Raw genomic sequence first — 13,081 nt, forward strand, 5'->3', positions numbered from 1 at the left:
ACCGGCGTCGTGTTCAGATGGAATGGACCGCGGTGACAGCATCGTGGTTTCGACAGCGCCTTCTTTCAAACGCGTTAAGCTAACACAGCGGGCTAAACGCGGTGATACGGGTGGCCAGCTAAAATTGTAGCGGCCCGGTAAATCTGTTCCAGAAGCATGACGCGAACCATTTGATGCGGCCAGGTCGCCGAGCCGAATGCAATGCTCAGTTTGGCTTTGCGCCGCAATTCGGGCGAAAGTCCGTCCGCCCCGCCGATGACAAAAACATTATGTGGCACCGATTCGTCCCGCCATTTCCCGATATGGCGAGCGAAACTGGCGCTGTCGACGCTGCTGCCACGCTCGTCGAGCGCTACTAATACAGCCTTTTCCGGAATCAGCGCCGAAATCGCCGCGGCTTCCTCATTGATCCGGGTCGCCGCATCACGTGCGCGGCTTTCCGAAATTTCATGAATCGCAAGGCCGCGAAAACCGAGCTTGCGGCCGATATCGTCGAAACGATCACGGTACCGTTCCGCGAGCTCGCGTTCCGGACCCTGCTTGAGCTTGCCGATGGAAATCACAAGAAGATGCATCGGCGCAGACTAGCACGCGTCGCGCCGTTGCCGAATTCCCGCTGGCTCAAACAGCCTTCAGATCGATCCGCGGTTCATCCGACGGGCTCTGCGTCCACAAACGTTCCAGATTGTAGAATTCGCGAACTTCAGGCCGGAAGACATGCAGGATGACTTCGCCGGTATCGATCAGCACCCAATCGCAATTGGACAGGCCTTCGACATGCAGCTTCTTCTGACCGGCTTCCTTGAGACCTTTGGCGACATTTTCGGCCACCGCGCCGACATGGCGGTTCGACCGGCCGGTGGTCACAACCATGTAATCGGAGAAAGCCGACTTGCCGCGCAGGTCGATGGTCACCGTTTCCTCGGCCTTCATGTCGTCAAGCCGGGCGAGAACGAGATTGAGCGTTTCGGTCGCGCTATCGCGCACCGCCGCAGCTGATTTCTTTGCCTTGGGCGAAGCAACCTTCTTCGGAATGACAGCCTTCGGTGCAGCTGCGGGTGTCTTGGCTGCAGCCTTCGGCTTTGCGGTTTTGGTTGCGGCAGCCTTTTTAGGCGCGGCAGCCTTCTTTACCGAAGCGGACTTCTTGGGTGGGGCAACCTTTGACGGGGCTTTCTTGGCGCCCGTCTTGGACAATACAGAAGTGGCCAGAGGACCATTCCTTTCACTGTATTGGGACGCCGAATCCGACGCCCGGTGAGATCAAGTATGCATGTGGGAATGCCGGATTCAATATTCCAGCGCCCGCCCTATAGCACTTATCGGGCGAGTGTTGTGGAATTACGTCTTCCAGCTGCCATCCGGGTTCCGCAGCCGGGTAGAGGACAGATTCAGCTTTAAACCGGTCAAAAATACCCATGCGGGGGGCTTCAGGTCGGCCAATGACCCAGCGTCCTGCTCCGGTATCCGGTAACGGCCGAGGGCCTGGGCGGCGGTCGACGCCAGTCCCTGGAAGCTCTGCGGCGGCCGGTCGATGACCGCAAAGGGAACCTCTCCGGCAATCACCTGCCAGCTCTCCCAGCGATGAAACTGGGCGAGATTGTCGGCACCCATGATCCAGACAAATCGTGCTTGCGAACATCGACGTCGGAGGTAGCTGATGGTGTCGACGGTATAGCGCGTACCAATGACACTCTCGAGACAGGTGATATCGATGCGCGGGTGATCGGCCATCGCCTTCGCAGCCGCCGCGCGCTCGGCGAGATCGTGCAGATTGCGTTGATCCTTCAGCGGATTACCCGGCGAGACCAGCCACCAGACGCGATCGAGCTGCAGCCGCTTCATCGCGAACAGGCTTATGGCCCGATGCGCGGCATGCGGCGGATTGAACGATCCGCCAAGCAGACCGATCCGCATACCGGGACTATGCGGCGGTATGCCCTGCGCCGGCGGGACTGAATGCAAATCCAATTCAGTCTCCACGCGCCGAAACGCACATCATCACGGCCGGGTCTGTCCGGTGCCGTGAATGCGATATTTGAAACTGGTGAGCTGCTCGGCGCCGACCGGGCCGCGTGCATGGAATTTGCCGGTGGCGATTCCGATTTCGGCACCGAAGCCGAATTCACCGCCGTCGGCAAACTGCGTCGAGGCGTTATGCAGTACAATCGCCGAATCCACCTCGTTGAGAAACTTCGTGGCCACCGCAACGTCTTCGGTCACGATCGCATCGGTGTGATGCGAACCGTGATCGCGAATATGCGCGAGCGCATCATCGACACCATCGACGACCCTGGCCGAGATGATCGCGTCTTCGTATTCGGTGTCCCAGTCCTCGTCCGTTGCAGGCTTGACGCGCACATCGGCCTGCTGCACGACGGCGTCACCGCGCACCTCGCAGCCGGCATCAATCAGCATTTCCACCAGCGGCTTGAGATGCGTACCTGCCACCGCGCGGTCGATCAGCAGCGTTTCCGTCGCGCCGCAGACACCGGGACGGCGCATCTTCGCATTCAGCACGATCGATTTCGCCATATCGAGCTTGGCGGTACGATCGACATAGGTGTGATTGACGCCTTCGAGATGTGCGAATACCGGGACCCGCGCTTCGGCCTCGACACGCGCGACCAGGCTCTTACCGCCGCGCGGCACGATCACATCGACGCCGCCATTGAGGCCGGTGAGCAGCAAGCCAACCGCCGCACGATCGCGCGTCGGCACGAGCGTAATCGCGGCTTCCGGCAGACCGGCTTCACGCAGGCCCTGCACCAGACATTCATGAATTGCACGGCAGGAGCGGAAACTGTCGGAGCCGCCGCGCAAGATCACGGCATTGCCGGACTTCAGGCACAGCACGCCGGCATCCGCCGCAACATTCGGACGGCTCTCGAAAATCACCGCAACGACGCCGAGCGGCACGCGCACGCGTTCGATGGTCATGCCATTCGGCCGCTGCCAGCTTTCGGTGACGGCGCCGACGGGATCAGCGATGTCATGAATCACACGAATGCCGTCGGCCATTGCATGCACGCGCGCCTCGGTCAGGGTCAGCCGATCGATAAAGGCCGATGTGGCGCCATTGGCGCGCACCTCGGCGACATCCTCGGCATTGGCCGCCAGAATCGCCGGCGCACCGGCACGGATCGCGCGCTCCATGGCCGCAAGCGCCCGGTTCTTTTGCTCCGTTGGAGCCACCGCCAACGCACGCGCAGCCGCACGGGCGCTCCGGGCGAGGTCGTTCATCAGGACAGGCAAATCTGCCGATCCGTCGATGGCTTTCAGCGAGGCGGTCATAAGGGGCTCAAATTAGCGGAATAGGACTGTTCATCCCAAAATAGGGACTCATGAGAGCAAGGTCAAAGCGTGTTCGCTACCACCCGGCGGCGGTGCGCTCGCGGATCGATTGCGCCACGAGCTGGATGCCGCGGTAAAGCGCCCGACCGGCCGGCGACAAGTCACGCCCAACGCGTCGGATCAGATACAGGTCGCGCTCGATGACCGGATCGAGCAGCCTGCGGAAGGTCAGTACCGGATGGTCGGTCGCGGGCAACGCCAAACCGGGCAACGGCGCCACGCCGACGCCGGCCTCGACCATGGCGAGCAGGGTCGCCGGGTGTTCGGCCTCATGCAGCGGGCTGCTACGCCCCAGTTCCTGCAGACCGCGTTCCATTTCCAACCGGATCCCGGTGCCGGTCGCCATTGCGATCATGCCTGCAGCGACGCCGTCCATCCAGTTCACGGTGCTTTGTGACGCCAGCTGATGATCCCGCCGCATCACCAGCGCAAAACGATCCGTCAGCAGCTTCGTCGCGTCAAGATCCGCATCCTCACCCGGCACATTGGCAATGCCGAGCTCGGCGTCGCCGCTGCGCAGCCCGGCAATGATCTGATGCCGTGACACTTCCTTGAGCGTCACGCTCACCATGGGATATTCGCGCTGGAAGTTCGCCAACACCACCGGCATCAGACGCAACGCCACCGACGGCACGCAGGCCACCGTAACATGACCGCGGCGATGCTCGCGCAGATCGCGTAAATCCTGAATTTGGTGATCGAGATCCGCCAGCAGGCGTTGGATCCCCGGCAGGAATTCGGCACCGACCTTGCTGAGCTGGACGCTGCGCGTCGTCCGGTCCAGCAGCCGGACCTGCAGCTCGTCCTCGAGCTGGCGAACGGCCTGGCTGAGGGCAGACTGGGAAACGCCAAGTTTCCGCGCAGCCCGGCTGAAGCTGCCAGCCTGAACCACCTCGGCGAAGGCACGGAGTTGCCGGAGGTCAATATTCATAAGCATCACAGATAAATATATCTGTTTTTCCCGACTTGTTAATGAAATTAACGGGTGCAAGAATTTTATGCGAAAACGCGCTGCGGCTAAAAACTATGCAGCGCACCATCTGACATCGGCAATGGCGGCGAGGGACAGAGGCATGATCGACAGGCGCAACCTACTCAAATATTCGCTCATCGGCGCCGCAACGGCACCGTTCGCAGGCCTGGGAGGCCCGGCCTTTGCCGCCGGCCGCAAGGTTCTGGTGTCCGAGGCCATCCGGCTCGGCATGTATGCCTCGCTCTATGTCGCCGCCGATAAGGGCCTGTTCGCCAAACATGGCCTCGACACCGACCTGTCGACCGCGGGCGGCATCGCCCTGCCGGTGCCGATCCTGCTGTCCGGCCGCGGCCAGATCGGGGTCACCAGCCCTGGCATGTCGGTCAACGCCACGCGTGAAGGCGGCAAGCTCAAGAATATCGCCAAAATCGTCGGCGGCGTATCGATGTGGGGAATGACCCGCCCGGACGCCAAGATCACCACCATCGATGATCTCCGCGGCAAGACCATCGCGACGCTGAAATTTCCGTCCTCGACGATCCAGGTCCCGACTTACGCGATGAAGACGGTCGGCAAGTTCGACCCCAAGGAAGCGGGCGTCACCTTCCTAGAATTGCCACCGGGCGCCCAGGCCGCAGCCGTCAAGGATGGCCGTGCCGACATCGCCACCGCATTCGAATGGGATATCAGCATCGGCGCCGAACAGTTTGGCCTCGTACCGTCGCTATCATTCGCCGATCTGCTTGGTCCGCTGTGTTTCACGACGGCCATGGCCACCGAAGACGTGATCGCCTCCAACCCGGAGGCGGTGCAAGGCTTCTGTAACGCCATCGCCGAGGCGCAGAAGATGATGCACGAGAACAATGCTGTCTTCACCGAGGTCGCAGAGAAGTACTTTCCGAAAGTCTCGCCGTCGGTGGTCGGAAATGCGACGAAGAACTTCTTTGGCAGCAAGACGGCTATCCCGAAAAACCCCACCATCTCCGCCGAGGAATGGGATCGCGCGATGTTGCTGGAACAAGGCGGCGGCGCAGTCTCAACGACGCTTCCCTATGCACAAATGGTCGACAATCGCTTCGCCGAGAAAGCGACCAAAGAATTCGGATTGGCGTGATGTCCGTCTCAACCAGCTTTCCGCCTGAACGGCGCTACGTCACCTTGCCCGCACGCCCCGAGCCGTTGCGGCTCGCGGTCGAGGAGACTGCAGTCATCGTGGTCGACATGCAGAACGCCTACGCGTCGCCGAACGGCTATCTGGATCTCGCGGGCTTCGACGTGACCGGCGCCAAGGCAGCGATCCTGGCCGTCAAGGAGACGCTGGAGGTCGCGCGCGAGGCCGGCGTCACTGTGATCTATTTCCAGAACGGCTGGGACGCCGACTATGTCGAGGCCGGCGGTCCGGGCTCCCCGAACTGGCACAAATCGAACGCACTCAAGACCATGCGCGCGCGCCCGGAATTGCAAGGCAGCCTGCTCGCCAAGGGTGGCTGGGACTACGCGCTCGTCGATGAACTCCAGCCGCAGCCCGGCGACATCGTGGTACCGAAGCCGCGCTACAGCGGCTTCTTCAACAGCCAGTTCGACAGCATCCTGCGCGCGCGCGGCATCCGCAATCTCGTCTTCTGCGGAGTTGCCACCAATGTTTGCGTGGAATCGACTCTGCGCGACGGCTTCCATCTCGAATATTTCGGCGTGATGCTCGAAGACGCGACGCATCAGGCCGGCCCCGACTACGTCCAGAAGGCGGCTGTCTTCAACATCGAAACCTTCTTCGGCTGGGTTTCCAGCACAGCCGATTTCCGCCGCGCATTCGCGCAGACTGAAACCTCCACGAAAGCCTGAGGATCCCATGACAGATCGCGCGATTATTCCGCCCGGCACTCATCCGCCGCTCGCACCTTACTCGCCCGGCATGATGGCCGATGGCGTGATCTATGTGTCCGGCACGCTGGCCTTCGACAAGAACAACGACGTCGTTCATGTCGGCGATGCGGCAGCGCAGACCCGGCACATCCTTGAGACGATCAAGAGCGTGCTGACTGCCGCAGGCGCCACGATGGCCGATGTCACCTTCAACTCCATCTTCGTAACCGATTGGGCCAATTACGGCGCCGTCAATAAGGTCTATGCCGAATACTTCCCCGGCGAGAAGCCGGCTCGCTACTGCATCCAGTGCGGACTGGTGAAACCGGATTGCCTCGTCGAGATCGCGTCGATCGCACACAAGCGAGCTTGATGTGACGACCATCGAAGCCACCCAAGCCAATGTCGCGCGGCGGCTGATGCCGCCGGTCCTGCGGATCGCGCTGCTGCAAGTGGCACTGCTAGCTCTGTTACTTGCTGCCTGGGAAATTGCGATCAGCTTCAAATGGATCGCGGTCTATCTCTACGGACGGCCAAGCGGCATCTTCGCCAAGGCCTCTATTCTGATCGCCAACGGAGAACTCCTGCGCGATGCTGCGCTGACTGCCTGGGAAGCCATCGCCGGATTCCTGATCGGCACTATTGCCGGCAGCGCCGTCGGGCTGCTGCTCTGGCTGTTTCCCACCAGCGCGGCGGTGCTGCGCCCCTATCTCATCGCGCTCAACGGCTTGCCGAAGATCGCACTCGCACCCTTGATTATCGTGTGGTTCGGAATCGGCATCTCGTCGAAGATCGCCATCGCCGCCATCATTACCTTCATCGTCGCGGTGATCACCGCGCAACAGGGCGCCAAGGAAGTCGATAGCGACCTGATCAAGTTGATGCGCTCGCTCGGTGCCAGCCGATGGAAGACCTGGCGTACTGTCGTCATTCCGGGCGCCATGCCGTGGATCGTGTCCGCCTTCCGTCTCAATGTCGGCTTCGCGCTGATCGGCGCAGTCGTCGGCGAATACATCGCCTCGAAAGAGGGCCTCGGCTACATGATCTATTATGCCGGCGTGCTCTACGATTTGAACGCCGTGTGGGTCGGCATCGCCGCGCTCATGGCCGTGGCGCTACTGATGTACGGCGCGATCGACATTCTCGAACGCCGCCTGCGCTTCTGACTTTCCATCGCTCGAACCCGCAAGACAACCCATGCCCTATGCAAGCGGCGGTGACGCCGACATCTATTACGAAACTCATGGACACGGAACGGCGATCCTCATGTCGGCCGGCATGGGCGGCAGCGGATCGTTCTGGGCGCCGCAGGTCGCAGCACTCGCGCAGCGCCACCAGGTCATCCTCTACGACCACGTCGGCACCGGCCGCAGCGCTGATAACACCGCGCCGCCACGATCAATCTCGGGCATGGCCGACGACATTGCGCATGTGCTCGACCATGCCGGTGTCAGCAATGCACATGTGGTGGGCCATGCCATCGGCGGCATCGTCGGAATTGAACTTGCCCTGCGCGACCCCGCGCGCTTGCGCAGCCTGGTGGTGGTGAACGGCTGGGGTCGCGCCGATCCGTTCCTGCGGCGCTGTTTCGAAGTGCGCAAACAGATCCTGAATCAGTCCGGCCCAAAAGCCTATGTGCGTGCGCAGCCACTATTTCTCTATCCGCCGCGATGGATTTCCGACAATGCCGCGCAGCTCGACGCGGAAGAAGAGCGCATCCTCGCGCACTTCCCGACAGCGGCGACGATGAATGCGCGGATCGACATGTTTCTCGCCTTCGACCCCGGCGACGCTCTCGCGACCATTGCAACGCCGACACTGCTGGCCTCATCGCGGGACGACAGCCTAGTGCCGGCCTATCTCTCGCAACAATTGGCTGCCGCCATTCCCGGCGCGCGCGTTCACGAAGTGGAATGGGGCGCCCATGCCTTCACCGCCGTGACCCCCGATGTTTTCAATAACATGCTACTCGGCTTCTGCAGTGAGGTGGACGCATGAACGCCATGACACCAATCGCCACGTCGTCGTCGTCGTCCACATCCGCTGTGCTCAAGGCCGAACAGGTCGGCGCATCCTTCGGAAGCGGCAAGCAGTATGTTGAAGCCATCCGCGACGTCAGCTTTGAACTGCGACAAGGCGAAACCCTGGCCATCGTCGGCCCGTCCGGCTGTGGCAAGTCCACATTGTTCAATGTCATCGCCGGTTTGCTGAAACCGACCCGCGGCCATGTGGAGGTCGCAGGCATCCGCGTCGACGATGCTGCAGGACATGTCGGCTACATGCTTCAAAAGGATCTGTTGCTGCCGTGGCGTTCCATCATCGACAATGTGATGCTCGGCTTGGAGGTACGCGGCGTGCCGTGGCAGACGTCGCGCGACATCGCCATGAAATTGATCCGCGCCTACGGCCTGGCCGGTTTCGAACATGCCAAGCCCGCAACCTTGTCAGGCGGCATGCGCCAGCGCGTGGCCATCATGCGCACACTGGCATTCGATCCGCAGGTGATCCTGCTGGATGAGCCATTCTCCGCGCTGGACTTCCAGACCCGTCTACTGCTGCAGGCCGACGTGTCACGCATCATCGCCGAAAACGGCAAGAGCGCCATTCTGGTCACCCATGACATCGGCGAAGCCATCGCCATGGCCGACCGGGTTCTGGTGCTCAGCGCACGTCCGGCGACCGTGCGGGCGCTTCATGTCATCGATTTGCCCAAGGCAGGCCGCGATCCCGTAGCGCTGCGCACCGATGCTGCCTTCCAGGCCTATTTCGCCAAGATCTGGGCCGACCTGGAAATGCCGGCCACGGCCGCGTGACGCGCCAAGGCTGCGACTGACTGTTGCGACAGAAACGGATGGCGCCGGAGCGCAACTGGTGCCGCAAACAGGACTCGAACCTGTGACCCCGTCATTACGAATGACGTGCTCTACCAACTGAGCTATTGCGGCGAACCAAGCGGCGATTCGGCTTTTCGGCCGAAAACGCTGGGGCATCTGATATCGCCCGGGGCGTTGCTTTGCAAGAAGCCGAGACCTCTCCGGCAACCGAAAAACTGAGCGACCCACCCGCCGAAACCGACCATTTCGGCCTGAATCGGGGCTGTTATCCGCCCCAGCGCCGTAGAAACCCGCGCCAACCGCCCTGTTGCTGGCCTGCATTCAGCTCGGCGAATTCATCGCGATAATCGTCCGCCTCGTCCACGCCCGGATCGTCCGGGGGCCTGACGATGGGAATGACGGCCGGAATAGCCACCGCGGGCTTCACGGCGCTGGCGATATCGCTGCGGTCGCGGAACAGCGGTGGCGGCGCGGGGGCCGGTTTCGGGAGCGGCGGCGGCGCTTCGGCGGGCTCGGGCGCGGCATCGGCCGCCGGCTCGGGCTGTGCTGGTACTTCAGGTTCCACCGCGAGGTCCTGAGCCGGCGCGGAGGGTGTGACTTCGACCGGCACGGGCACCACGGGTTTTGGCATCGCGGGCGGCGGAGCCAGCACGGTTTCGCGCAAAATCTCGGTCTCAATCGTCGAGGCTCTGTCCGACGGCAGCGCGGCCAACGGCGTCTGCCACTGGAACGCATCGATCCGTCCGGTGACCGGCGATACCGGCCGCCAGCGATCGGACACATAGCCGTCGGCGGTCCAGACCGGATCATGCAACGCGCGCACGGCACGCAATGTCCAAGCGCGGGCACGGCCGCTGTCGCCATGTTCGGTACGTTCGATTTCCGCCATCAGCATCGCAACGCGCTGGGTGGAGTCGGCCGTAAACGGCGCCAGTGCTTCGCGGGCGCGTGTGAATTCGGCGGCATCGATAGCCGCACGGGCGATCGCCAGCGCGCCTTCGATATGGCCTGGCGCTTTCGACGCCAGCGTCTCGACACGCACCAGCCGCTGCCGCGCGGAATCGCCGAGCTTCACATGGGCATAGGCGTCGGCGAGATCCGGATGCGGCTGCGCCAGCCACGCTGTCTCGATGATCTTCATTGCCCGACGGGTCTGATGCGCCTCGCTCTGGAATCGGCTGGCGAGAACGGCGGCTGGCACCAAAGTTGGCGCAAGCTTGATCGCCTCGGTCACGCTGTCGCGGGACAGATCGCGATCTTGTGTCTCAAGCTCCAGCGCACGCGCGGTGAGCAGCACGCCGCGCTGCCGACGAAACGCCGCGCGATCGATCAGGCCAGAGGCAAAATTGTTGTCGAGGATTTTCAGCGCGCCGGTCCAATCGCTCTGCGCGCAGCGGAAGCCAAGAACGGCTTGCGACGCCCATGTCGATGCCGGCGACAGTTTCAGCGCTTCTTCGGCAATCGTCACGGCGGCGACGGGATCGTCGCTGCGCTGCGCCTCGATGAACAGGCCGCGCAGACCCAGCAGCCGCGTATCACCCCGCTCAGCCATCGCCTGAAACGCACGATGCGCACCGGCACGATCGCCATCGAGCTGGGCGGACTGGGCATGCAGCAACAGAGCGAGCGGATCGTCAGCCGTCAAACGCTTGGCGATATCGGCATGACGCCGCGCGGCGTGGCCATCGCCCTGCCCGATCGCCAGCAGACCATGGGTGATGGCCTGACGCCCGCGTGCCTGACGCTTTTCATGTCGGCGACGGCGCATTCGCTTCGGCGCGCCCCACAAACCACGCAGGAGCGACCAGGCGAACACCACCGCGACGATTGTCAGGCCGAGCACCAGCACAAACACCGGCACCGACGGCGAAGCGCGCCAGACGCCCCAGGATATCACGACATCGCCGGGCTGATCGGCGACCCAGGCGGCGCCAGCGGCCGCAAGTGCTATCAACACAAGAAACAGAATAATGCGGAACATCGGATTCCTATGGCGCCGGTTTGGAAAGCGCCGCCATCGCGTCGGCTGCGAATTGACGTGAAGCCGCCAGCGCTGCATCGCGCATATCGACTCTATCGAGCCAGGGCTGAACCACGGCACGATCCGCTGGCGACAGCGTCAGCAACTCACGCCTGGCCGTGGCGATATCGTTGCTGCGCGCAGCCGCAGACGCGCGTGACACAGCGCCGCTGTTGCTACCTGCGCCGACAGCATCGGTGCGCTCGATGCGCACCAGCTTGGCCGCGCCGGCCTGCAGACGATCCATGAAACCTGCGCCTACCGCAGGCGTGTCCGCCGGAGCGGGTGTGAGCTTCGGTAACACTGCAAGCAGTTCACGGCTGAGCGCGACTGCGTTTGGTACGCCCGTCATTGCAAACGCATCGAGCGGCTTCAGCTGATTGGCATTGCCGGCAAGCGGTTTGACCGCCGCAAGCGCCGTCGCAAAGGGCTCACCTTGACGCACCGACGTATCGAGCAACGACGCCGCAACGACACGGCGCAAGACCGTGTCATCGAAAGGTTTGGTATTCTGTTGGGCGGCCGAATACTTCAACTCGCCGGCTGCACGTTCGATCTGCCCGAGCCGCTCATTGATCGGCCCGAGATCGACCACACCGGTCGCGGTACGCGGCGCGGATTTGAGTTGATTGATGTCGGCGACGACACGATCCGATTGTGTCTTCGCGGCAGTGAGATCGCCGCGCAATCCCGCGATGGATTTCTCGAGCGTATCGATCCGCGTTGCCAGCCCCGTATCCGGCGCAGCGACCGGGCGCGCTTCGATCTGCGCAATGCGAGAGGTCAGCGCATCGACATCTGCCTTATCGCTCGATGCAATGCCGCTCAGGCCGAACCATGCAATTCCGGCGACAAGCGCACCGGCAACCGCGCCAACGGCGGCGGGAACCAGGACAGGTGCACGCGCAGGCGAGACGGGCGCCTGCTTTTCAACCGCAGCCTCCGCGGCGGGCTCGGACGGCGGCATGTCCGACGGTGCGGTATCGACGGACTCCGATGCTGTTTCCGGTACCGCAGGCTCCGCTGCAGCCGGACGCTCGGTGACCTCGGCAGCCGTCAATTCGATGGTTGGCGGCGGCCGCTTGGGCCGACCGGCATCCGGAGACGATCCCGTCTCATTATCGTCGGCCATGGCGTCGGTTCCCTCGTGACATGCCCGATCCCTACCGGGATTTGGTCACAGCAGTCTTAACGCGATAATGGCGCGATGGCACGGTCCAGCGCCGCGAGCAGGGCATTTTCGTCCGGGGTCTGCGCCACCACGACCTGGCTGGCTCCGGCATCATGCGCAATCGTACCGACCGCAGCTGAAAGGCAATAGTGTGGAACTGCGAGGGCAGCGATCTCGACGCCCGATAAGCCCACCGCCTGGAAGAATGCCCGCGCGCTCCGCCGCGAATAATGCAGCACAGCCTCGATTCTGCCGGCCACGAAGGCCGCAGCAACATCATCCGGCAGATCGGCCACCGGCATCATCCGGTAGGTGGTTTGTGTCACCACCGTGAAACCGCGCGCACCGAGTTCGCCAGCGAGATCCCGCGCAAGATCGGCGCCGGCCAGATAAAGGAGCGGGCGGGTCTTGTTCAGCAGCTTGCTCTTGCTGCTCTCCGTCAATAGGTCCCGCAGCGCCGCAGCATCACCTTCGGCGGACACGACCTTGGCAAAGCCGAGATCGCGCGCGGTCTCTGCGGTCCGGTCACCGACCGCGAACAGCGGCAGGTGAAGCAGGGTTGCCTGCACCGGCTGATCGGCGAGTGCGCGTAGCGCATTGGACGACGTCACGATCACCGCGCCGAAATCCGCATCCGAATCGATGGACAGCATCACCTTTTCGAAGCGCAGCATCGGCGCCGCCAGCACCTCGAAGCCCCGCGCGCGCAAGACGGCGGCGGTGCGGGTAGTGTCCGGCTGCGGGCGAGTGACGAGAATAGCCATATCTGAGGTCCGGTTTCGGGGGTCTCGCATGCCACGCAGGGCATCGAGTGATTGCACCTTGCAACCCCGCAATGCTACGCCGGGGACAGGAAAAGCCCGGATTTG

The 13,081-nt window shown here is 62.8% G+C and carries 14 protein-coding genes and 1 tRNA gene; 6 read left to right on the top strand and 9 right to left on the bottom strand.

Annotated elements, in window-relative coordinates; genetic code table 11:
* Nucleotides 1-92: 92 nt before the first annotated feature.
* From rlmH to BLW80_RS09670, 5 genes are all read right to left on the bottom strand, one after another.
* Nucleotides 93-575 (bottom strand): 23S rRNA (pseudouridine(1915)-N(3))-methyltransferase RlmH, encoded by a 483-nt coding sequence (rlmH, locus tag BLW80_RS09650; RefSeq protein WP_089263230.1) that lies wholly within the window; start codon nt 573-575, stop codon nt 93-95.
* Between the two features lie 46 nt (nt 576-621).
* A complete protein-coding gene (gene rsfS, locus BLW80_RS30745; RefSeq protein WP_244558251.1) occupies nt 622-987 on the bottom strand; it encodes a ribosome silencing factor in 366 nt (121 codons plus the stop codon).
* 351 nt (nt 988-1,338) lie between these two features.
* Complete coding sequence (locus tag BLW80_RS09660) at nt 1,339-1,968, bottom strand: nicotinate-nucleotide adenylyltransferase (RefSeq protein ID WP_256461223.1); 630 nt, start codon at nt 1,966-1,968, stop codon at nt 1,339-1,341.
* A 30-nt stretch (nt 1,969-1,998) separates the two neighbouring features.
* Nucleotides 1,999-3,291 (bottom strand): glutamate-5-semialdehyde dehydrogenase, encoded by a 1,293-nt coding sequence (locus tag BLW80_RS09665; protein WP_093757761.1) that lies wholly within the window; start codon nt 3,289-3,291, stop codon nt 1,999-2,001.
* Between the two features lie 76 nt (nt 3,292-3,367).
* The gene (locus tag BLW80_RS09670) at nt 3,368-4,342 is read right to left on the bottom strand and encodes a LysR family transcriptional regulator (protein WP_139285800.1); all 975 of its coding nucleotides are present in this window, start codon (nt 4,340-4,342) and stop codon (nt 3,368-3,370) included.
* A gap of 82 nt (nt 4,343-4,424) precedes the next feature.
* Here BLW80_RS09670 and BLW80_RS09675 point away from each other — a divergent pair, with 82 nt between their 5' ends.
* The 6 genes from BLW80_RS09675 to BLW80_RS09700 are packed head-to-tail and all read left to right on the top strand — an operon-like array spanning nt 4,425 to nt 9,000.
* A complete protein-coding gene (locus BLW80_RS09675) occupies nt 4,425-5,438 on the top strand; it encodes an ABC transporter substrate-binding protein (protein WP_093757763.1) in 1,014 nt (337 codons plus the stop codon).
* Nucleotides 5,438-6,166, top strand: coding sequence for a pyrimidine utilization protein B (gene rutB, locus BLW80_RS09680; RefSeq protein WP_093757764.1), 729 nt, complete (start codon nt 5,438-5,440; stop codon nt 6,164-6,166). Before BLW80_RS09675 ends, rutB begins: the two co-directional genes overlap by 1 nt.
* 7 nt (nt 6,167-6,173) lie before the next feature.
* Nucleotides 6,174-6,560 (top strand): pyrimidine utilization protein C, encoded by a 387-nt coding sequence (gene rutC, locus BLW80_RS09685; protein ID WP_093757765.1) that lies wholly within the window; start codon nt 6,174-6,176, stop codon nt 6,558-6,560.
* A gap of 1 nt (nt 6,561) precedes the next feature.
* Nucleotides 6,562-7,353 carry an ABC transporter permease gene (locus tag BLW80_RS09690; RefSeq protein ID WP_089263216.1) on the top strand — a complete coding sequence of 264 codons (792 nt, stop codon included), beginning with the start codon at nt 6,562-6,564 and terminating at the stop codon, nt 7,351-7,353.
* A gap of 31 nt (nt 7,354-7,384) precedes the next feature.
* Nucleotides 7,385-8,185, top strand: coding sequence for a pyrimidine utilization protein D (gene rutD, locus BLW80_RS09695; RefSeq protein WP_093757766.1), 801 nt, complete (start codon nt 7,385-7,387; stop codon nt 8,183-8,185).
* Nucleotides 8,182-9,000 carry an ABC transporter ATP-binding protein gene (locus tag BLW80_RS09700; protein WP_244528081.1) on the top strand — a complete coding sequence of 273 codons (819 nt, stop codon included), beginning with the start codon at nt 8,182-8,184 and terminating at the stop codon, nt 8,998-9,000. Before rutD ends, BLW80_RS09700 begins: the two co-directional genes overlap by 4 nt.
* Before the next feature lie 56 nt (nt 9,001-9,056).
* Here the strand turns inward: BLW80_RS09700 and BLW80_RS09705 are convergent.
* The 4 genes from BLW80_RS09705 to BLW80_RS09720 form a co-directional block, all read right to left on the bottom strand.
* Nucleotides 9,057-9,132: transfer RNA gene (locus BLW80_RS09705), tRNA-Thr, on the bottom strand.
* Between the two features lie 154 nt (nt 9,133-9,286).
* A complete protein-coding gene (locus BLW80_RS09710) occupies nt 9,287-11,002 on the bottom strand; it encodes a heme biosynthesis protein HemY (protein ID WP_093757767.1) in 1,716 nt (571 codons plus the stop codon).
* A gap of 7 nt (nt 11,003-11,009) precedes the next feature.
* Complete coding sequence (locus BLW80_RS09715) at nt 11,010-12,173, bottom strand: COG4223 family protein (protein WP_093757768.1); 1,164 nt, start codon at nt 12,171-12,173, stop codon at nt 11,010-11,012.
* A gap of 56 nt (nt 12,174-12,229) precedes the next feature.
* The gene (locus tag BLW80_RS09720) at nt 12,230-12,976 is read right to left on the bottom strand and encodes a uroporphyrinogen-III synthase (protein WP_093757769.1); all 747 of its coding nucleotides are present in this window, start codon (nt 12,974-12,976) and stop codon (nt 12,230-12,232) included.
* Nucleotides 12,977-13,081 lie beyond the last annotated feature (105 nt).

The organism is Tardiphaga sp. OK245 (assembly GCF_900108575.1).
Taxonomy (GTDB): domain Bacteria; phylum Pseudomonadota; class Alphaproteobacteria; order Rhizobiales; family Xanthobacteraceae; genus Tardiphaga; species Tardiphaga robiniae.